The following is a 17,968-nucleotide window of genomic DNA, read 5'->3' on the forward strand; positions in this document are numbered from 1 at the left end:
CCGGTATCCGTAAGCTGCAAATCAGAATTTGTAGGTGGCTGATAGGCTGAACACATCTCCCCTGGCGCTCACTTCGCCATCCGCGCGTGCGCCGCCCAGGCGATCCTGGTTGACGGTGCGCAGGCGCGCCTTGTCGACGAACTGGCGGGAGTAGGCCACGTCGAGGCTCAGATTGGGTTCGGTGGCGAAGCGGTAGCTGCCACCGAGAGAGACGAAGGTGCGGTCGCCATCGGGGATGCGAGCATCACGGGTGGAGTTGCGCGTTGGCGTCTGATCCAGGGCCACGCCTGCACGCAGAATTAGCTGATCGGTAGCGCGGTAATCGCCGCCAATCGAGTACATCCAGCTATCCCTGTAGTTGTAGGGGATTGCCACCAGGGTGTTGCCGTTGGATTTCAGGGTGAGATTCTTGAATGATGACCACTGGGTCCAGGTGACGCTGGCACCCAGTGAGAGACGGTCATTGAACTCATGCACCCAGTCGAGTGTAGCGCTGGCAGGTACATCCAGGCGGGACTTTGCATTGGCGCCATTTGAATTCAGGCTCAGGCCGGGAAAGGCCTGCTCGACGGCTGTCTGGTCGCTTCCAAAGAACGGGTCGTCCATCAGGAACCGGGAGAACTCATCCGCATAGAAGTTGTACTTGCCCTCGAGCTTGTTACGAATGCGGGCATGGTAATTGAGGCCCAGAGTGTCGCGATCGGTGGGTTTCCAGGCGATGCCGGTAAACCAGCCAAAGGAGGTATTGTCCACCTTGACACGGATCAGGGCATCGCTGAGACCCGAGGGAAGGCCTATATTCAGCTCTGACGTGGGTGTGCCAGCAGCGGCCAGAAGATCGATGTTCTGACTGATGAAGCCTTTGGTGTTCTGAACGATGACGCCACCACCAATCGCGAAGGTATCGTTGACCTTGAACGACAGCGAGCCGGTCAGACCAACCGTTTCGATCTTGGTATCGACAGCGAAGTCCTGACCTTTCCAGTCGCGATCCCAGGTCGTTCTGGCCCCCATAGGCACTACCTGGCTCAGGCCGAAGCTCAGCCGATCGTTGATCGGCATGACCAGGAAGCTGGTGGGCAGCACTGCAGCGAAGCCGCCTTGGCCGCCGTCATTGGTAACGGCGCCATTATCGATAATGCCGCCTGTTGGGTTGCCATCCGCATCGCGCTCAAAATCCCGATTCGCGCGCAAGTCGCCTTGATAGTCGTAAACATTACCTTTGAACTTCAAGCTGACACGTGCGTGGTGCACGGATACCTGGGCAATATTCTGATCAATAAAGGCCATGGCCGCTGGGTTATTGAACGCGGCGCTGGGGTCGTTCTTCCACATCGAACCGCCAGCAAATGCACGACCCCAGCCAGGGGTGCCGTAAGTTGGTACGCCGAATGCGCCGGCATGGGCTTGTGAAGTGATAAGAATCGAACCGGTCAGTGTGGCAATGCAGAGTGTTCGATAGGTTCTGGCAGATACTGCTTTGTTATTGTTTTGCATGGCTGATCTCTTGTAGGGAGAACTTTTATTCGATAACTCGCACGCTTGTGGAATTTCTTAACAAGCGTGCGAGTTATTACTTCTTGTCGGTCGATTGGATCAGTTGACCGAAATGCCCGGCGCCGTGACGCTCAGCGAGCGTACGGTGCAGCCACCCGCCAGGGACTGTGCGGACGTGATGCTCAGGTTGTTGCTGGAGTTGATCCATTGCGCGTTGATGGTGGTCGGGCCTGCGCAGTTGGAAGCCGGAATAAAGGGAGGAGCCCCGGCAATGGTGAAACCCACGCCGGAAACGGTGCCGGCCCAGGTATTGCCACCGTCGGAACTGGTGGTGGGGGTCAGCGTCCAGGGCAGACCGGTGATTTTCGCCTGTGTGCACAGCGAACTGCCGCTGACGGTTACGCCGGTGATGCTGGCGCTGGCACCGCCAGCATCCACGCTGCCATTGAAGACGACGTTGCAGTTCACCGTGGCGCCGAAGGACGAAGGCCCGGAAACGCCAATGGTTCCGGTCGCGGTAAAGGTGGAGCCGGTAATGGTGGCAGCTGAGGCCATGCTCGATACACCCAGGCCGATCACCAGGGCACCCATGGCGGCAAACAGTTTATGGTTTTTCATTGTTTCCTCACTAACAGATTGTTGTTGTATGTATGGCTGTTACGAGATGCACAACAAAACACTGACCTATCTCTTCCAGCCCGAACTTCCCGAACAGTCCCGAGTGTTTTTCAGGCAGGCGCTCGGGATACAGCTAACTTCATGCAGGTGTCGCCATGTGCATGCAGTTGACTGTTTTGCAGGCGAAGCAAAAGTTCGCCGAATCGTGGTGAAACGTCCTTATTTCTTGCCGGGTGTAATGGCTGAAGAAATAGAGTGGGAGGCCGCAACATGCCTAGGCGTGATGTGATTGCGCCCAGATAGAAAACAGGAGCGAATAAAGAGTTGCCTAGCGAGCAGTTCCATCTGGTTCAAGCTCCCCGTTATGTGTTGGCAGGACCGTTCGAGTTGAGCGATATGCAGACCGTGCGGTGCAATCGGCGGGCTCGTTGTCTGCCTCTAAGGTAATCTTCCGTGGCGAAAGAAAACCCCAGCCAAGGATGGGTAGGACTGCTGACCGATCGATCAACTGCGAGTAACCGGGAAGAAGCTACACACCGCCTGTCGCCGATCCATACCAATGGATGGGGCGGTGGGATCAGTTGGGGACTCGTACGTAACCGGGCTCGAGTCCGAAGACTTCCAGCCCCTCAGGCATCGAACGACCGGCCTCGATTTCGACCACGCTGACGGGATGCTGGGGTGTGCTGCGGTAGTCGAGTAGCCACTTGCCCCCAGCGCGACGCATGGCGGCGCTGGGCACCACGAGCGCTGCGGGATTGTGATAGGTGAGGATGCTCAGCTTGGCGCTCATGCCGAGCCTGACCCTATGCATCTGGGCCTCATCCAGCGCGGGGATGACCACCACCACCTCGAACTGCGCACTGCCGCTGGAGGTGCTGGTGAGCGCCTGCCCGCCAACCACCTTCAGGCTGCCGTGCAACTGCTGCCCCTCGAAGCCGTCGCCGGTAACCTCCACCGGCTGGCCTTCCTGAAGCTGATTGACGTCCAGTTCGGCGACCCGCGCGATGACTTTCAGCCCCTCGATGCTGGCGAGGCCGAGCAAGGGTTGCCCCTGGCTGACCCGGCTGCCGGCCTGTATGGGGCCTCTGGCCACCTCCTCGGCGCTGATGCCGGGCGCTTGCACGACGATGCCGGAAAACGGCGCCAGTACCTCGCGCGACGCCAGTTGCTGCTTGAGTGCCTGATATTTGACCTCGGCATTGGTCAGCTCCATTTCGGCGATCTGTCGGTATTCGCCTTGACCTCGCTGGAGCGCGCTTTCCAGTTCGGCTTGCGCCGCACGCAGGTCGAGGCGCTGGAGCTGGGTCTGCCTTTGCAGGTCTTCCAGCTCGTTGCGTGGCACGATGCCCTTTTCGTGCAGAGCCTGGGTTTCCTTGAGTTTCTGCTCGTTGCCGTCCAGGCTCATCTGCACGCTGCGCAACGCGCGCCGGGCGCGGCTGACTTCCTGGCCGTTTTCCCAGTCCTGCAGTTCACGCACGTTGCGCCGTGCCTTGAGCAGGGTCGAGAGGGCTTCGCGTACCTGTGTCTCCAGTTCGCTGGCGTTCATTTCGAGCAAGCGTTCGCCTTTGACGACGCGTTGCCCCGGCTCGACTAAGAGGCTGGCGACATTGCCGTTGAAGGGCGCGCTGATGGTGAGTGTGCGCTCTGGCTCGATGCGCCCGACCAGGCCGATGCGATGTTCCAGGACACTGGGTTGCACGGCCTGCCAGTGTCCGGAGGCTGGCTCGACGCTGGCGTCCGGGCGGGTCTGCAGGAGCAGTGGCGCGGTTACGCCGAGCAGCAGGGCGAGTGCGGCGATTGCCAGGCGTAGCCTGCGCCGGCGCGTCGATTCAATGGTCATTGATGATGATCTCCCAGCTTTCCAGCGTCATGCCCAGGGTCAGATCCAACTGCGTCTGTGCGTTGAGGTAGGCGATCAGCGCGTTGAGACGGGCGTTCTCGGCGTTCTGCAGATCGCTCTCGAAGCTGAGCACCTGAAAGTTGCTGGAGCGCCCGGCGGCCAGCTTGTCCCGTTCGATCGACAGTTTGCGCTGGGACAGCTCCACGCCGCGTTGGGCGATCTCGTATTGCCGCCAGCGGGTGCCGAGGTCACGCACCACATCCTTGACGTTGCGTATCAGCGTCTGCCGGCTTTCTTCCAGTTGCAGTTGCTGATCCTCGACGTTGATCCGGGCATGCACTTCGCCCTGGCGTCGGCTCAGGTCGCCGATGGGAATGTCCAGGCGCAGCCCGGCATAGCTGTCCCAGCGTCTCTCCCCGCCGCTGTCATTGGATGAACCATAGCGATCGCGGGCTTGGTTGGCACCGAGCTCGACGGAGAGGTCCCACTGGCTCTGGTTCTTGGCCAGCAGCAGGTTGATGTCCGCCTGTTGGCGCTGGATCAACTGGCGCAGATAATCGGGTTGCTGTTGTTCGGCCAGACGTATGGCCAGGCTCGGGTCGATCGCTATCGCTTCGGCCTGCAGGGAATCGGTCGCCCGCACCGGCGAGGAGAGATCCAGGGCGAGCAGGCGCAACAGATCGAGGCGGCTGGTATCCACCTGATTGGCAGCTTCTTCCACGCTCAGCTCCTGGGTAGCCAGGCTGGCTTCGGTCTGTACGGCATCGAATTCGGCCATGCGCCCGGCCTGGATCATGGCCCGGTTGACCTCCAGCAACTCCCGGGAACGTTGCAGTGCCGTCTTGGCGATGCGCAGTTGCTCTTGAGCCCGCAGCAGGTCGCGGTAGGCATAGATGATTGTTGAGACTGTCTGCGAAATGTTGGCTTTGAGGCCGAGGCGATTGGCCTGCTCGGTGAGGCGGGCGAGTTGCCGGGGCGCGGTGGTGACCTCTCGCCCGGCGCCGCGCAACAGCGGCTGGATGATGCTGAAGTCGACTCCGTCGTTGCGGCGCCAGCCAGCCTCGTTGGCTTCGCTGTGATTGTTGCTCCAGCCGAGGCTGAACAGGGTGCCGTACTCGCTCAGCAGTGTGCTGGTCGCGCCGAATTCGCCACGGCGCTCACGGTCCTCACTGCTGCGAGAAGCCCGGTAGTAGCTGGACAGATACAGCTTAGGGCTGAAAACGTCCTCTGCTACCCGCAGGTCGAACTTGTCGGCGACCCGCCACAGATAGGCGCTCTTGATCGAGCGGTTGTTGCGCAGCCCGAGAAAGACCGCATCGAGCAGGGACAGATCTGTCATTTGCTCGCTGAGCAGAATCGGGTTTGGCGCGGCAGGCATGCTGGGCGCCGAAGGGGTCAGCGGCTCCTCACGCCAGGCCTGCGCAGGAGCGCAGGCCATGGCCAGGAGTACGGCGAGGAGCAGCCGTTCATTCATCGCGCAAGGCTTCCACAGGTTGCAGGCGTGAAGCGGTCATGGCCGGATGCAGGCCGAAGAACAGACCAACCAGCACGGTGCTGCCGAGCCCCAGAGGCAGTGCCCCGGGCTCCAGCGAGAAGGCCCAGCCCGAGAGCTGGGCGTAACCCCAGCCGCCGGCCACCCCCAGGGCTGCACCGAACAGCGCGCCGACGCTGGTCAAGGCCACCGCTTCGACCAGGAACAGGTTGCGGATGTCGCGTCTGCGTGCGCCCAACGCCAGGCGTATGCCGATCTCCCGGCGGCGTTCGTTGACGTTCATGAGCATCACGTTCATCACGCCCACGCCGCCGCCCAACAGGGAAACCAGGCCAAGGGCGGCGAGCAGGTAGGTGAAGGTTTGGCTTTGCTGCTGCATGCCTGCCAGTACCTGCTGCGCATAGACCAGGTTCGGCTGGACATCGCCGGCGATACGTCGCGTCACGGCTCCGACCAGTTGTTCACCGGCCAGTGGCACCTGCTCGGCGCTGTTGGCGCGGGCCACTACATGGCTGAGCCGCGCATTGGGATCGAGGCGTGGCATGCCTTCGAGCGGAATGAACAGGGTTTCGTTGGCATTGAACGGCAGCAGCAGGCCGGGCGCCTCCTGCTTGAGTATGCCGACGATCTGGAACTGATAGGCATGCAGGCGCACTCGGTCGCCCAGCTTGAGCGGTGCGTTGGGTTGGCTCAGCGCCTGTGCCAGCGAGGCACCGATCACGGCATAGGTTTCCCGGCGATCGAAGCCCGACAGCGCCCGGCCAGCCTCCACGGACAGAGCAGCGGCGGTGAACAGTTCGGGGATGGTGCCGATGATATTGGCATTGCTCTGCTGGCCATTGAAGATCGCCGGCGCGCCGTAGCTCATCACCGGCGCAAGGTTGGCGATGGCGGGCATGTCCTGGCGCAGCGAATCTGCATCCAGCCGCAGCGGCAGGCCGTCATGCCCCGTCGTCAGGGGCGGTAGCTGCAGGATCAGGATATCGCTGCCCAGGTTGCGAAAGATCGCCAGCGATTGCGTTGCGGCATTGCCGCCGATATTGAGCAGGGCGACCACCGAACAACTGCCCATGACGATGCCCAGCAGGGCCAGCAAGGCGCGCCTGCCCAGGGTGCGCAGGCTGCCGATGGCTTCGCCCAGGATCTGGCTGACGGTCGGGCCGCCAGTTTCCGGCATGACGGCGATCATTGGCCGCTCGACTCGTGCAGGCGCCCTTGACGCACTTCTATCTGACGCCCCAGACGGCTGGCGATGCCGGGGTCATGGGTGACCACGACCAGGGTGACGCCCTGGCGCAGGTTGAGCTCGATCAGCAGCTTCATGATGTCCTGGGCCGTGGCAGCATCCAGATTGCCGGTCGGCTCATCGGCAAGGATCAGCGCGGGATCGCCGATCAGGGCCCGGGCTATGGCGACGCGCTGGCGCTGACCGCCGGAAAGGCTGGCCGGGCGGTGCTTGCTGCGTTCTGCCAGGCCGACCTGCTCGAGCATGGCATGTGCCTGCTCGCGGGCCAGCTTCGGGGCAATACCGCGATAGGTGAGGGGCAGGGCGACGTTATCCAGCGCACTGAGCCGAGGCAGCAAGTTGAAGCTCTGGAAGACGAAGCCGATCAGGCGGTTGCGTAGCGCGGCCAGGTCGTCCGCGCTGGCCTGGGCGACGTCGATGCCATTGAGGTGGTAGCTGCCCGTGTCGGGGCGGTCGAGCAGGCCCAGGACGTTGAGCAGGGTGCTCTTGCCCGAGCCGGAACGGCCGATGAGGGCGCAGCTGTCCCCACGTTCGATCAGCAGATTCACGTCCTGCAGGACGGGCAGTGCCGTGTCGGCCAGCCGGTAGTGCTTGCCAATGCGCTGCAACTGGATGAGCTGTTCTTCGTTATTGTTTTCGAGCATCCCGATGCCACTGCCTGCGTCCATGTCGATGAACCACTGAGCATCGCCTTGTCAGGCACTTCCCGGAGCCGATGCCATAAGGCTCTGTTCCGGGAAATCAAAGGGCGGTCGCCCTCCTGCAAACGATCGCAACAGGAGCATGTCCGATAGCAGGATTGGCAGCGCTGACTTGTCTGTAAAGCCAACTTTTTTCTGGTTCGCTCAGGCAGTGTTACCGATGCTCACACCTTCCATGTCGAGCGCTGAGCGTGCCGAAACAGGAGATGGATGAGGGCATCGGGCTGCCTCGGCGCAGGCGCAGGATCAGAACGGCGCGGGGCACTCGAAACGCATGCGCTCGCCGGTTTGCGGGTGGGTGAGGGCGAGCATGCTGGCGTGCAGGCACAGGCGCTCATGGGCGGCCAGGGCTTGTTCGTGGGCGTAGAGGCGGTCGCCCAGCAGCGGATGACCGATGGACAGCATATGCACGCGCAACTGGTGCGAGCGTCCGGTGATGGGCGTGAGCTCGACCCGGCACCAGTCGCCGCAGCGCTCGATGACGCGCCAGTGGGTCAGAGCATGTTTGCCCAGTTCGTGATCGACCACATGACGTGGTTTGGTCGGCGGGTCGTAGCGCAGCGGCAGGTCGATGCTGCCGCTGTCGGCCTGTGGCTGGCCCCAGCACAGGGCGGTGTAGGCCTTCTCGGTTTCACGGTCGTGGAACTGCCGGGACAGCTCGCGGTGGCTGTCGGCATCGCGAGCCAGGACGATGATGCCGGAGGTTTCCCAGTCCAGCCGATGCACGATGCGCGCTTCCGGGTAGCCGTTTTCCTGCAGGCGGGTGACCAGGCAATCCTTGTTGTCATCGGCGCGGCCGGGCACCGACAGCAGCAGGGTGGGCTTGTTGATCACCAGCAGGGCGGCGTCCTGGTGGAGAATTTCGATCTGGCTTAGCGGCATGGTGTGTGGGCTGGTGTAGGAGCGGATTTATCCGCGATGCTGTTGGCCTGTAGAAGCTTCGCGGATGAATCCGCTCCTACAGGTGCGTGTTGCTACAAACGAACACGGCGGCCGAAGCCGCCGTGAGCGCAACCGGTCTCGATTAACGGTCCGGTAGAGTGATGTTCAACTCCAGAATCGAGCAACTGCCCTGGTTTTCCAGGGCGACCTGGACCTGGTCCGATTCGATGTTGACGTACTTGCGGATCACTTCCACCAGCTCCTGCTGCAGGGCAGGCAGGTAGTCCGGCTGGCTACGCTGACCACGTTCGTGGGCAACGATGATCTGCAGGCGCTCTTTGGCGATGGATGCGGTGGTTTCCTTCTTGCGCGAACGCAAGAAGTCAAAAATATTCATTCTCGACCTCCAAACAGGCGCTGCAGGAAGCCCTGCTTCTTCACATCCAGGAAGCGGTGCGCCACGTCCTTGCCGAGCAGGCGATCAACTGCGTCGCTGTAAGCCTGGCCGGCATCGCTCTGGTCATCGAGGATGACCGGGATGCCCTGGTTGGATGCCTTGAGCACGGCCTGGGATTCGGGGATCACGCCGAGCAGGCGAATGGCGAGGATTTCCTCGACGTCTTCGACGCCAAGCATCTCGCCCTTGGTGACGCGCTCGGGATTGTAACGGGTGAGCAGCAGGTGTTCCTTGATCGGCTCTTCACCTTTCTCGGCGCGGCGCGATTTGCTCGCCAGCAGGCCGAGCATGCGGTCGGAGTCACGTACCGAGGACACTTCCGGGTTGGTCACGACAATGGCTTCGTCGGCGAAATACATCGCCAGGTGAGCACCTTTCTCGATACCGGCTGGCGAGTCGCAGACCACGTATTCGAAATTCTGCGACAGCTCGGTGATGACCTTCTCGACGCCTTCCTGGGTCAGCGCGTCCTTGTCACGGGTCTGGCTGGCGGCCAGCACGTAGAGGTTCTCGAGGCGCTTGTCCTTGATCAGGGCCTGGGTCAGGGTTGCTTCGCCGTTGACGACGTTGACGAAATCGTACACCACGCGGCGTTCGCAGCCCATGATCAGGTCGAGGTTACGCAGGCCGACGTCGAAGTCGACGATGACGGTCTTGTGCCCGCGCAGGGCGAGGCCGGTACCGATGGCAGCGCTGGTGGTGGTTTTACCGACGCCACCTTTGCCGGAAGTGACTACGAGGATCTTGGCCAAGGTGATTCACCCCAAAAAATGAAGATAACGCGGGAATCTGGGGCCTTTAAAGGCTTCCAGATGCCCTTTTTGTGTCCGTAAAAAGTGGCCGCAGTATCCGTTAAAGGCGGGTGATGTTCAACACGTCACCCGACAGGCTGACGTGCACTGCATCGCCCCACAGCGGGTCGCGGCGCAGGTCTTCGGCAACCTTGTAATGGCCGGCGATCGACAACATTTCGGCGCCCATTTGCTGACAGAAAATCCGTGCCTTGGTGTTGCCCTTGATGCCCGCCAGGGCGCGGCCACGCATGGGCGCGTAAACATGGATGTTGCCATCGGCGAGAAGTTCCGCCCCGGCGCTGACCGGTGCCAGCACGATCAGATCGCCACCCTGGGCATAGATCTGCTGGCCGCCGCGCACCGGGCTGGTGATGATGCGACTGGGTTTGTGCTCGGGTTCGGCCGGTTTTTCTTCGATTTTCTTTGGCGCTGGATCGAGGAGGCGTTCGCGTGCACCGGAGGGCGGCAGTACCGGCAGATCCATGGCTTCGGCAGCGGCGACATCGCTTTCCCGCGAGGCGCGGATGGCCAGGGTGCGCAGGCCATGGCGGCGGCAGACGGCCATCAGTTCGGCCAGGTCCAGTTCACCTTCGCCTTCCGGCAGTTTGTCCAGGGCCAGCACCAGCGGCGTGTTGCTGAAGAAGGCCGGGGCCTGGGCGACTTTTTCCGTCAGTTGCGCGTCGAGGCGTTCGAGATCGTTGTGCGCCAGTTCCATCACGGTGATGGCGAGCATGCTGCCCTTGAGTTGGAATACGGGGTCTTGGGCGAGGAGGTCGGCTTGGCTCATGGTGGGGCGATGGGCCTTCTGGCGAGTCGAAAGATGCCGGACTTATAACGAGATAGCCCGCATGCCGCAAGCCGCGCGCGTCAGCGAGCCGGGGGCGAGGCGAAGGCTTGGCTGTCGATTCGCTGTCGTGACCTGCTCCTGCGGCAGTGATGCCAGCGAGCCGGTCGGGAAAACTGCGTTAGAATGCGCGGCTTTGTAAGTGATCGGAAACGTCTCATGGATCGCCCCCGCTTTCGCGCCTATTTTCTTCATCCGCGCTTCTGGCCGCTGTGGCTGGGCTTCGGATTGCTGTGGCTGGTGGTGCAACTGCCTTATGGCCTGCAGTTGAAACTGGGGCGAGCACTGGGCTGGCTGATGTACCGCACGGCAAGCTCGCGCCGGCAGATCGCTGCGCGCAATCTGGAACTTTGCTTCCCTGGCAAGAGCGCTGCCGAGCGCGAGCGCCTGCTCAAGGAGAACTTCGCCTCCACCGGTATCGCCTTCTTCGAGATGGCCATGAGCTGGTGGTGGCCCAAGGCGCGTCTGGCGCGACTGGCGCACGTCGAAGGCCTCGAGCATCTGCAGCAGGCGCAAGCCGAGGGGCAGGGCGTGATCCTCATGGCGGTGCACTTCACCACCCTGGAGATCGGCGCCGCGCTGCTTGGTCAATTGCACACCATCGATGGCATGTACCGCGAGCATGACAACCCGCTGTTCGACTACATCCAGCGCCGTGGCCGCGAACGCCACAACCTCGACGCCAGCGCCATCGAGCGCGAGGACATTCGCGCCATGCTCAAGGTGCTGCGTGCCGGCCGTGCGATCTGGTACGCGCCGGATCAGGATTACGGCCGCAAGCAGAGCATCTTCGTGCCGCTGTTCGGTATTCAGGCGGCCACGGTTACCGCCACCACCAAGTTCGCCCGCCTGGGCAAGGCGCGCGTGGTGCCTTTCACCCAACAGCGTCTGGCCGATGGCAGCGGTTATCGTCTGGTGATCCATCCGCCGCTCGAAGGCTTCCCCGGCGAGAGCGAGGAGGCCGATTGCCTGCGTATCAACCAGTGGGTCGAGCAGGTGGTCAGTGCCTGCCCGGAGCAGTACCTGTGGGCGCATCGGCGTTTCAAGACGCGCCCCGAAGGCGAGCCGAAGCTGTACGGTAAGCGCAAGTAGCGCATCTATACTGCAACGAAAAACAGGATCGTTCGATGACAGTGATTGCCCGCCACGATGCGCCCGTTACCGGGCTGATCCTCTCTGGTGGCGGGGCGCGGGCGGCCTATCAGGTCGGGGTGTTGGCAGCCATTGCCGACCTGTTGCCGGACGCCTCGCACAATCCCTTTCCGGTTATTGTCGGGACCTCGGCCGGGGCGATCAATGCCGTTGGCCTGGCCTGTGGCGCGCTGCAGTTCGGCGAAGCCGTGCGGCGCCTGACCTCGGTCTGGCAAGGCTTTCACACCCATATGGTGTACCGCAGCGACTGGCCCGGCGTGCTGCGTCAGGCGGCGCGTTTCATTGGTCATAGCCTGCTTGGCCTGGGGCGCGATGTTCCGGTGGCCTTGCTCGACAGTTCGCCGTTGCGTGAGTTGCTGGAGCGCGAGCTGGACTTCTCCGGGATCGCTGCGGCCGTGCGCCATCGCCAGCTGCGGGCGGTAGCAGTGACTGCCTTCGGCTACGAAAGTGGTCAGGCGGTGACCTTCTATCAGGGCCGCGCCACTATCGATCCCTGGTTCCGCCATCGTCGCGTCGGTGTACCAACGCGTCTGCAGCTTGACCATTTGCTGGCCAGTGCGTCGATCCCGCTGATCTTTCCGCCGGTGAAGATCAACCGCGAGTATTTTGGCGACGGCGCAGTGCGCCAGGCGGCGCCGATCAGCCCGGCACTGCATCTCGGAGCCAGCCGCGTGCTGGTAATCGGTGTCAGCGGCAACGCCCAGCTCGAACCCGATGCCGCGCTGCCGCGCGTGATCAGCACTCGACCGCCGAGCCTGGCGCAGATCGGCGGGCATATGCTCAACAGTACCTTTATCGACAATCTGGAGACGGACATCGAGCTGCTCGAACGGCTCAACCAGATGAGCGCACTGGTGCCGCCGGAGCGGCGTCCGCGTGGGTTGGGTTTGAACCCGGTGGACGTGCTGGTGATTGCTCCGAGCCAGCCGCTGGATCAGATCGCCGCGCGCCATCAGCGTGAGCTGCCCAAGGCGCTGCGACTGTTTCTGCGCGGCCCGGGGGCGACCAAGGCCGGTGGTGCGGGCGTACTCAGTTACCTGCTGTTCGAGCCCGGCTACTGCAGTGAACTGATCGAGTTGGGTTATCAGGATGCGATGACGCGCAAGGCCGACCTCTGCCGTTTTCTCGGGTTGGCCGAGGTCGCCCATTCCGCTTGAGGCGCGTCAGGCCAGCACACCATCACGAAAATCGCGCATGGCCTGCTCGATTTCCTCGCGGCTGTTCATCACGAACGGTCCGTACTGGACGATGGGTTCGTTCAGTGGTGTGCCGGCGATCAGCAATACCCGCGCGCCATGGGCGCTGGCCAGGTGCAGCTCACCCTCGTCGGACAGGCGCACCAGGCGCCCGGCGCTGACCGGTTGTGTACTGGCCTCCGGCAGCTCGAGCAGGCCTTGGTAAACGTACAGCATGACCCGCTGACCATCGGCCAGGCGCGGTGAAACCTGGCTGCCGGCCGGCAGGTTCAGGTCGAACAGCTGAGGCTGGGTGTGCGGACGCTGCACGGCTCCGGCCTGGCGGATCTCGCCGTCATCGAATTCACCGGCGATCACCACCACCTCGGCGCCGGACGCCGTGTTGATGCGCGGGATGTCGGTGGCTGGGATGTCGCGGTAGCCCGCTTCACCCAACTTGTCCTTGGCCGGCAGGTTGAGCCACAGCTGGAAGCCGCGCATGGCGCCGGACTCCTGCTCGGGCATCTCGCTGTGGATGATGCCGCGCGCAGCGGTCATCCATTGCACGCCGCCGCTGCCGAGCAGGCCGACGTTGCCCAGATGGTCCTCATGGCGCATGCGCCCTTCGAGCATGTAGGTGATGGTCTCGAAACCACGATGCGGGTGCGGCGGGAAGCCGGCGATGTAGTCGTCGGGATTGTCGGTGGAGAACTCGTCGAGCATCAGGAAGGGGTCGAAGCGTTCCAGACCCGGTCCGCCGATCACGCGGTTGAGGCGCACTCCGGCGCCGTCCGAGGCGGGTTGGCCTGGCTGGATGCTGATGACGCGGCGTTGCGAAGTCATGGCGGGCTCCTTGAAAGGTAGGAATGACGCCATGCTAGTCGCATTCAATCGATGTTTGGGTGGAAATTTTGCGGGCCATGCATCGATAAATTCGATGCATGGCCGAGGGCTCAGTCGGCAATCTTCAGCTTGCGCGACTCGTGGTAGAAGTAGCGAATCTTCTCGTACTCGAACGGCGAGTTGAGTTGGCCATAGCGGAAGCCGGTATTGGCGCGGGTGTCGATGATGCGTAGTGCGGTGATGCCGGGATTGCTGCGACTGGCGTCGGCCACATCGAGGTAATTGACCGCATTCTCCAGGCTGTAGTCCGCCACCAGCCCGCCGGTGTCGCGCAGGTTCGATGGCCCGAGCAGCGGCAGCATCAGGTAAGGCCCTGCGGGTACGCCGTAGTAGCCCAGGGTTTGGCCGAAGTCTTCGCTCAACCGGGGTAGGCCCATCTTCGTCGCCGGGTCCCAGATACCGCCGACACCAAGGATGGTATTGAACAGCAATCGCGCGGTACTGTTCATCGCCCGCTTGCCCTTTAGCTGCAGCACGCTGTTGGCCAGCGTGGGAATCTCGCCGAGGTTGTTGAAGAAGTTGTGCACGCCGGTCTGCACCAGGTTCGGTGTGACGTAGCGGTAGCCGTCGACCACGGGCAGGAACACCCATTGATCGAAGCGGTAGTTGAAGTGATAGACGCGGCGGTTCCACGACTCCAGCGGGTCATAGACCTGCAGGGCGTCACTGGAGGCGCGTTCGAACTCCTGCTGATCCAGTCCTGGGTTGAACTGCAGATTCTGCAGCGGGTTGGTGAAACCGTCGGCATCGACCTTGCTTTCGGCCAGTGCCTGCCCGCTGCCCAGCAGCAGGGCGATGATGAGCGTGCTGTGTTTAACCACGGAAGAACTCCAGCATGGCGTCGCTGTTGACGCGATAGTTGAGGTTGCCGCAGTGCCCGCCGCGCGGGTAAAGGGTCAGGCGGTCGCCAAAGGTGCGGCGCAGAAAGCCGATGTCACCCTGGCCAAGGATCAGGTCGTCGGCGTTGTGCATCACCGAGACCTTGTCGCTGCCTCTGAGATAGTCCTCCAGCGCATACAGGCTGCTCTTGTCGACCAACTGGTTGAGGCTGCCGCCATCGTGGCGAGCACGCCACATGGGCATCAGTTGCTCGGCGATATAGCAATCGAAGTCGCAGCGCAGGGCCATCTGGAAGAATAGCGTGAGGCTTGTGCTCTCAGTGATGCGGTAGTCGCGCGGGGTAATCAGGCCGCGGCGGTTGAGCAGGTCCGAGGTGAACACGATGTCGGCCGACGAGAAGCGGAACGAGGTGCCGATGAGCATGGCCATCTGTTCGTCGGAGAGCCGCTCTTTTGACTGCTGGAAGTCATAGAGCATGGCGTCGTTGATATCCAGATAGCCCTTGTCATTGAAGTAACGGGTCAACTTGCCCAGCACCAGATCATAGAAGTTGGTGCTGTTGTCGATGCCTTGCACCTTGGTCTGCACCAGCTTGTCGAGGTTGGTGATGGAGGTGTAGAGGTTGACCGGCGGGTTGAGCAGCAGCACGCGTTTGAAATCGAAGGCGCGGCGGGTTTCGTCGATCTGGCTGACGAAGGCGGCATGCAGCGCGCCGAGGCTGTAACCGGTCAGCAGGAACTCGCTGACTTCCAGCTTCGGATGCTGGGCGCGTACGGCCTGCATGGCGCGGTACAGGTCGTCGGCATCGTCTGGGCTGTAGCCCGGCGTGGCAGAGCGCGAGGCGGCTGCCATGAAGTCATAGCTGGTCGGCGACGACAGCTGCACGACATGGAAGCCGGCGCCGTAGAAAAGCTTCTTCAGGTACTCGGTGGTGCCGCTGGCATAGTGCGCGCCAGTGCCGGCGATGATGAAGATCAGTGGTGCACGGCCTTTCTGCTGGGCCAGGCGATAGTGCAGCTTGGTCACCGGCCAGAAGTTGTCCAGCAGCTCGAATTCGCGGTCCGGGCGCAGGCGTACCGAGTAGTCGCGCTGCCTGATGTCGCCGTCGGCCGGCAGCGTCGGGCGCAGTTCGGGCGGTGTGGTGGCGATGGTCGCTTCGAACGGGTTGGCCAGTGGATAGCCATAGCTTTCCGCATCCACATCGGCGGCCATCGCTGAGACACAGAAGGCCAGGCCACCGAGCAAGGCGGCGAGTCGGGCAAGGCTGGGCATGTGGTAAGTCCCTTTGAATAAGAGAACGTCTGGATTGAACAGCTGGCTTATGACAGCAGCAAGCTGGGCAAAGTGCCAGACTATCCTGCCTTATCGCAGGAAAACTTGAGTAACTGGGGTAGGCGTCCCCCGCGCCTGGCCGATTGCAGGCTTGTTCAGTCAGGCGTGATGATGCAGCCAGGCATGCTTGGGGCGCTCCGCCGACGGCTGGCGACGGCGCTCGAAACGCTGCCAGACCTTCTCGTGGAAGTAGAAGCCCACGGAGTTGCACAGCGGTTCGATAGCCGCCACCAGGCTACTGGCCGCAACGCTGCCGGTCAGTGCGTAGGTAACGGCGAAGGCGATGCAGAAGTGCATGATGGTGAAGGTCAGGGTCTTGAGCATGATGCACCTCGTTGAGAATCATTTCGTCATGTGAGAGAGGCTAGTCCTGTTCGTCAGTGTCGGGAAATGTGGCCTTTGCATGGTCTTGATAGTGGTGGTCAATTGATATTGTCTTATGGAAAGTCTCTTTCTATTTATTTCGCCCAGGGGTGGCTGCGTTAAGGTGGCGCTCTATTTCGATGGAGTCGGGCGATGCAGATCAGTGATATTCCCTTTGGCGTGACGGACTGGGCGGCGATACCAGTGACCGAACATCCGGGCGAGCGTGGCGTGGCACGTTGGCGTACTTGCCAGTTCGGTGCGCTGCGTGTGCGTATGGTCGAATATTCACCGGGTTATCTGGCCGACCACTGGTGTCAGAAAGGGCATGTGCTGTTGTGCCTGGAAGGGGAGCTGACCACCGAGCTTGAGGATGGCCGGGTATTCGTGCTCAAGCCCGGTATGAGCTACCAGGTGGCTGATGGCGCCGAGGCCCATCGTTCCTCGACAGCGTCCGGTGCGCGCCTGTTCGTGGTGGACTGAGCCGCGATGCTTTGGCGCATGGCTGCCGACGCTCTGGTACTGGTGCACCTGAGCTTCATTCTGTTCGTGCTGCTGGGTGGCTTGCTGCTGCTGCGTTGGCCGCGGTTGATCTGGCTACACCCGCCTGCAGTGGCCTGGGGCATCGTGGTGGAGTGTCTGCATCTGGGGTGCCCGCTGACGCCCTGGGAAAACCAGCTGCGCCGAATGGCCGGACAGGCGGGTTATGACGGCGGCTTCATCGAGCACTACCTGATACCGCTGATCTATCCGGCCGGGCTCACGCCACAGATCCAGATCGGGTTGGGTGCCATCGTCGTGCTGGTCAACCTGGCCGTTTACACCTGGCTGATCTGGCGCTGGCGCAATAAGGCTTGACCGCGATTTGCCCTGCCTATTCATAAGTCTGATGAAGGCGCGGGAGCTTTATTGCCTTCGCTACACTGGCAGCCATTGCAACCAAACATTGAAGGCAGGGCTGCTATGCAAAACCGCATGATGATCACTGGCGCGGGCTCCGGCCTGGGACGCGAAATTGCCCTGCGTTGGGCGCAAGAGGGCTGGCGCCTGGCGCTGGCTGACGTCAACGAGGCTGGTCTGGCAGAAACCCTCAAGCTGGTGCGCGAGGCCGGCGGCGACGGCTTCATCCGTCGCTGCGACGTGCGTGACTACAGCCAGCTGACCGCCTTGGCCCAGGCCTGCGAGGAGCAGTTCGGCGGCATCGATATCATCGTCAACAACGCCGGTGTTGCCTCCGGTGGCTTCTTCAGCGAGTTGTCACTGGAGGACTGGGACTGGCAGATCTCGATCAACCTGATGGGCGTGGTCAAAGGCTGCAAGGCATTCCTGCCGCTGCTGGAAAAAAGCAAGGGCAAGATCGTCAACATCGCCTCCATGGCCGCGCTGATGCAGGGGCCGGGAATGAGTAATTACAACGTCGCCAAGGCGGGCGTGGTGGCACTCTCGGAAAGTCTGCTGGTAGAGCTGCGCCAACTGGAGATCGGCGTGCATGTGGTCTGTCCGTCGTTCTTCCAGACCAATCTGCTGGATTCCTTCCGTGGCCCGACTCCGGCGATGAAGGCTCAGGTGGGCAAGCTGCTGGAGAGCTCACCGATCAGCGCGGCAGATATCGCCAATTACATCCATGATGAGATGGCCGAGGGCAGCTTCATGATCCTGCCCCACGAAATGGGCCGTATGGCCTGGGCGCTGAAGCAGAAGAACCCTCAGGCGCTGTACGACGAGATGGCCAGCATGGCCGAGAAAATGCGTGGCAAGGTCAAATCCGTCAGCTGACCACAGGGTCAGTTATTTGCACCTGCAGGCTTGCCTGGCATGGCCTGCAGGGG

19 protein-coding genes are annotated in these 17,968 nt (G+C 62.1%); 5 read left to right on the forward strand and 14 right to left on the reverse strand.

Features of this window, described 5'->3' with window-relative positions; genetic code table 11:
- Window positions 1-21: 21 nt before the first annotated feature.
- The 10 genes from JWV26_RS16700 to minC form a co-directional block, all read right to left on the reverse strand.
- Window positions 22-1,497 carry an outer membrane protein transport protein gene (locus JWV26_RS16700; protein ID WP_206417371.1) on the reverse strand — a complete coding sequence of 492 codons (1,476 nt, stop codon included), beginning with the start codon at window positions 1,495-1,497 and terminating at the stop codon, window positions 22-24.
- Between the two features lie 99 nt (window positions 1,498-1,596).
- A complete protein-coding gene (gene praB, locus JWV26_RS16705) occupies window positions 1,597-2,115 on the reverse strand; it encodes an alkane oxidation protein activator PraB (RefSeq protein WP_072422825.1) in 519 nt (172 codons plus the stop codon).
- 577 nt (window positions 2,116-2,692) lie between these two features.
- A complete protein-coding gene (locus JWV26_RS16710; RefSeq protein WP_074913275.1) occupies window positions 2,693-3,958 on the reverse strand; it encodes an HlyD family secretion protein in 1,266 nt (421 codons plus the stop codon).
- A complete protein-coding gene (locus JWV26_RS16715) occupies window positions 3,948-5,432 on the reverse strand; it encodes a TolC family protein (RefSeq protein ID WP_072422823.1) in 1,485 nt (494 codons plus the stop codon). The genes JWV26_RS16710 and JWV26_RS16715 overlap by 11 nt, the downstream gene beginning before the upstream one ends.
- Window positions 5,425-6,639, reverse strand: a complete 1,215-nt coding sequence (locus tag JWV26_RS16720) for an ABC transporter permease (RefSeq protein WP_239692289.1) — start codon at window positions 6,637-6,639, stop codon at window positions 5,425-5,427. The genes JWV26_RS16715 and JWV26_RS16720 overlap by 8 nt, the downstream gene beginning before the upstream one ends.
- The gene (locus JWV26_RS16725) at window positions 6,636-7,340 is read right to left on the reverse strand and encodes an ABC transporter ATP-binding protein (protein ID WP_072423737.1); all 705 of its coding nucleotides are present in this window, start codon (window positions 7,338-7,340) and stop codon (window positions 6,636-6,638) included. Before JWV26_RS16725 ends, JWV26_RS16720 begins: the two co-directional genes overlap by 4 nt.
- Before the next feature lie 303 nt (window positions 7,341-7,643).
- Window positions 7,644-8,279 carry an RluA family pseudouridine synthase gene (locus tag JWV26_RS16730; protein WP_017677995.1) on the reverse strand — a complete coding sequence of 212 codons (636 nt, stop codon included), beginning with the start codon at window positions 8,277-8,279 and terminating at the stop codon, window positions 7,644-7,646.
- A gap of 142 nt (window positions 8,280-8,421) precedes the next feature.
- Window positions 8,422-8,676, reverse strand: coding sequence for a cell division topological specificity factor MinE (minE, locus tag JWV26_RS16735; protein WP_003241592.1), 255 nt, complete (start codon window positions 8,674-8,676; stop codon window positions 8,422-8,424).
- Window positions 8,673-9,488, reverse strand: a complete 816-nt coding sequence (gene minD, locus JWV26_RS16740) for a septum site-determining protein MinD (RefSeq protein WP_021488304.1) — start codon at window positions 9,486-9,488, stop codon at window positions 8,673-8,675. The genes minE and minD overlap by 4 nt, the downstream gene beginning before the upstream one ends.
- Window positions 9,489-9,588: 100 nt before the next feature.
- Entirely contained in the window at window positions 9,589-10,317 is a 729-nt protein-coding gene (minC, locus tag JWV26_RS16745; RefSeq protein WP_017677993.1) for a septum site-determining protein MinC, read from the reverse strand.
- A gap of 216 nt (window positions 10,318-10,533) precedes the next feature.
- On the opposite strand from minC, the gene JWV26_RS16750 reads away from it, so the two are divergent.
- A complete protein-coding gene (locus JWV26_RS16750; protein ID WP_206417372.1) occupies window positions 10,534-11,466 on the forward strand; it encodes a lipid A biosynthesis lauroyl acyltransferase in 933 nt (310 codons plus the stop codon).
- A 35-nt stretch (window positions 11,467-11,501) separates the two neighbouring features.
- Window positions 11,502-12,683 carry a patatin-like phospholipase family protein gene (locus JWV26_RS16755; RefSeq protein WP_072422821.1) on the forward strand — a complete coding sequence of 394 codons (1,182 nt, stop codon included), beginning with the start codon at window positions 11,502-11,504 and terminating at the stop codon, window positions 12,681-12,683.
- Between the two features lie 6 nt (window positions 12,684-12,689).
- Here the strand turns inward: JWV26_RS16755 and JWV26_RS16760 are convergent, their stop codons facing one another.
- The 4 genes from JWV26_RS16760 to JWV26_RS16775 all read right to left on the reverse strand — a co-directional run bounded on the left by JWV26_RS16760 (window position 12,690) and on the right by JWV26_RS16775 (window position 16,100).
- A complete protein-coding gene (locus tag JWV26_RS16760; RefSeq protein ID WP_021488308.1) occupies window positions 12,690-13,544 on the reverse strand; it encodes a pirin family protein in 855 nt (284 codons plus the stop codon).
- A 110-nt stretch (window positions 13,545-13,654) separates the two neighbouring features.
- Window positions 13,655-14,425, reverse strand: coding sequence for an MlaA family lipoprotein (locus JWV26_RS16765; RefSeq protein WP_074913263.1), 771 nt, complete (start codon window positions 14,423-14,425; stop codon window positions 13,655-13,657).
- Window positions 14,418-15,716 (reverse strand): serine/threonine protein kinase, encoded by a 1,299-nt coding sequence (locus JWV26_RS16770; RefSeq protein WP_206417373.1) that lies wholly within the window; start codon window positions 15,714-15,716, stop codon window positions 14,418-14,420. Before JWV26_RS16770 ends, JWV26_RS16765 begins: the two co-directional genes overlap by 8 nt.
- A 159-nt stretch (window positions 15,717-15,875) precedes the next feature.
- Window positions 15,876-16,100, reverse strand: a complete 225-nt coding sequence (locus JWV26_RS16775) for a DUF2061 domain-containing protein (protein WP_021488318.1) — start codon at window positions 16,098-16,100, stop codon at window positions 15,876-15,878.
- Between the two features lie 192 nt (window positions 16,101-16,292).
- Between JWV26_RS16775 and JWV26_RS16780 the strand changes: the two genes are divergently transcribed.
- From JWV26_RS16780 to JWV26_RS16790, 3 genes are all read left to right on the forward strand, one after another.
- Complete coding sequence (locus JWV26_RS16780; protein WP_079784372.1) at window positions 16,293-16,622, forward strand: DHCW motif cupin fold protein; 330 nt, start codon at window positions 16,293-16,295, stop codon at window positions 16,620-16,622.
- 6 nt (window positions 16,623-16,628) lie between these two features.
- Window positions 16,629-16,997, forward strand: coding sequence for a DUF2784 domain-containing protein (locus tag JWV26_RS16785; protein WP_074913258.1), 369 nt, complete (start codon window positions 16,629-16,631; stop codon window positions 16,995-16,997).
- 105 nt (window positions 16,998-17,102) lie between these two features.
- Window positions 17,103-17,915, forward strand: a complete 813-nt coding sequence (locus tag JWV26_RS16790) for an SDR family oxidoreductase (protein WP_206417374.1) — start codon at window positions 17,103-17,105, stop codon at window positions 17,913-17,915.
- The last annotated feature ends 53 nt before the right edge of the window (window positions 17,916-17,968 follow it).

Origin of the sequence: Ectopseudomonas toyotomiensis (assembly GCF_017167985.1) — a bacterium.
Classification (GTDB): domain Bacteria; phylum Pseudomonadota; class Gammaproteobacteria; order Pseudomonadales; family Pseudomonadaceae; genus Aquipseudomonas; species Aquipseudomonas toyotomiensis.

Excerpts from the sequence above, each read along its gene's own strand:
- minC (WP_017677993.1), bottom strand. The coding sequence starts at position 10,317 with ATGAGCCAAGCCGACCTCCTCGCCCAAGACCCCGTATTCCAACTCAAG.
- JWV26_RS16775 (WP_021488318.1), bottom strand. The coding sequence starts at position 16,100 with ATGCTCAAGACCCTGACCTTCACCATCATGCACTTCTGCATCGCCTTC.
- JWV26_RS16720 (WP_239692289.1), bottom strand. The coding sequence starts at position 6,639 with ATGATCGCCGTCATGCCGGAAACTGGCGGCCCGACCGTCAGCCAGATC.
- JWV26_RS16700 (WP_206417371.1), bottom strand. The coding sequence starts at position 1,497 with ATGCAAAACAATAACAAAGCAGTATCTGCCAGAACCTATCGAACACTC.
- JWV26_RS16715 (WP_072422823.1), bottom strand. The coding sequence starts at position 5,432 with ATGAATGAACGGCTGCTCCTCGCCGTACTCCTGGCCATGGCCTGCGCT.
- JWV26_RS16785 (WP_074913258.1), top strand. The coding sequence starts at position 16,629 with ATGCTTTGGCGCATGGCTGCCGACGCTCTGGTACTGGTGCACCTGAGC.
- JWV26_RS16725 (WP_072423737.1), bottom strand. The coding sequence starts at position 7,340 with ATGCTCGAAAACAATAACGAAGAACAGCTCATCCAGTTGCAGCGCATT.
- JWV26_RS16730 (WP_017677995.1), bottom strand. The coding sequence starts at position 8,279 with ATGCCGCTAAGCCAGATCGAAATTCTCCACCAGGACGCCGCCCTGCTG.
- JWV26_RS16760 (WP_021488308.1), bottom strand. The coding sequence starts at position 13,544 with ATGACTTCGCAACGCCGCGTCATCAGCATCCAGCCAGGCCAACCCGCC.
- minE (WP_003241592.1), bottom strand. The coding sequence starts at position 8,676 with ATGAATATTTTTGACTTCTTGCGTTCGCGCAAGAAGGAAACCACCGCA.
- praB (WP_072422825.1), bottom strand. The coding sequence starts at position 2,115 with ATGAAAAACCATAAACTGTTTGCCGCCATGGGTGCCCTGGTGATCGGC.
- JWV26_RS16770 (WP_206417373.1), bottom strand. The coding sequence starts at position 15,716 with ATGCCCAGCCTTGCCCGACTCGCCGCCTTGCTCGGTGGCCTGGCCTTC.
- JWV26_RS16750 (WP_206417372.1), top strand. The coding sequence starts at position 10,534 with ATGGATCGCCCCCGCTTTCGCGCCTATTTTCTTCATCCGCGCTTCTGG.
- JWV26_RS16780 (WP_079784372.1), top strand. The coding sequence starts at position 16,293 with ATGCAGATCAGTGATATTCCCTTTGGCGTGACGGACTGGGCGGCGATA.
- JWV26_RS16755 (WP_072422821.1), top strand. The coding sequence starts at position 11,502 with ATGACAGTGATTGCCCGCCACGATGCGCCCGTTACCGGGCTGATCCTC.
- JWV26_RS16710 (WP_074913275.1), bottom strand. The coding sequence starts at position 3,958 with ATGACCATTGAATCGACGCGCCGGCGCAGGCTACGCCTGGCAATCGCC.
- JWV26_RS16790 (WP_206417374.1), top strand. The coding sequence starts at position 17,103 with ATGCAAAACCGCATGATGATCACTGGCGCGGGCTCCGGCCTGGGACGC.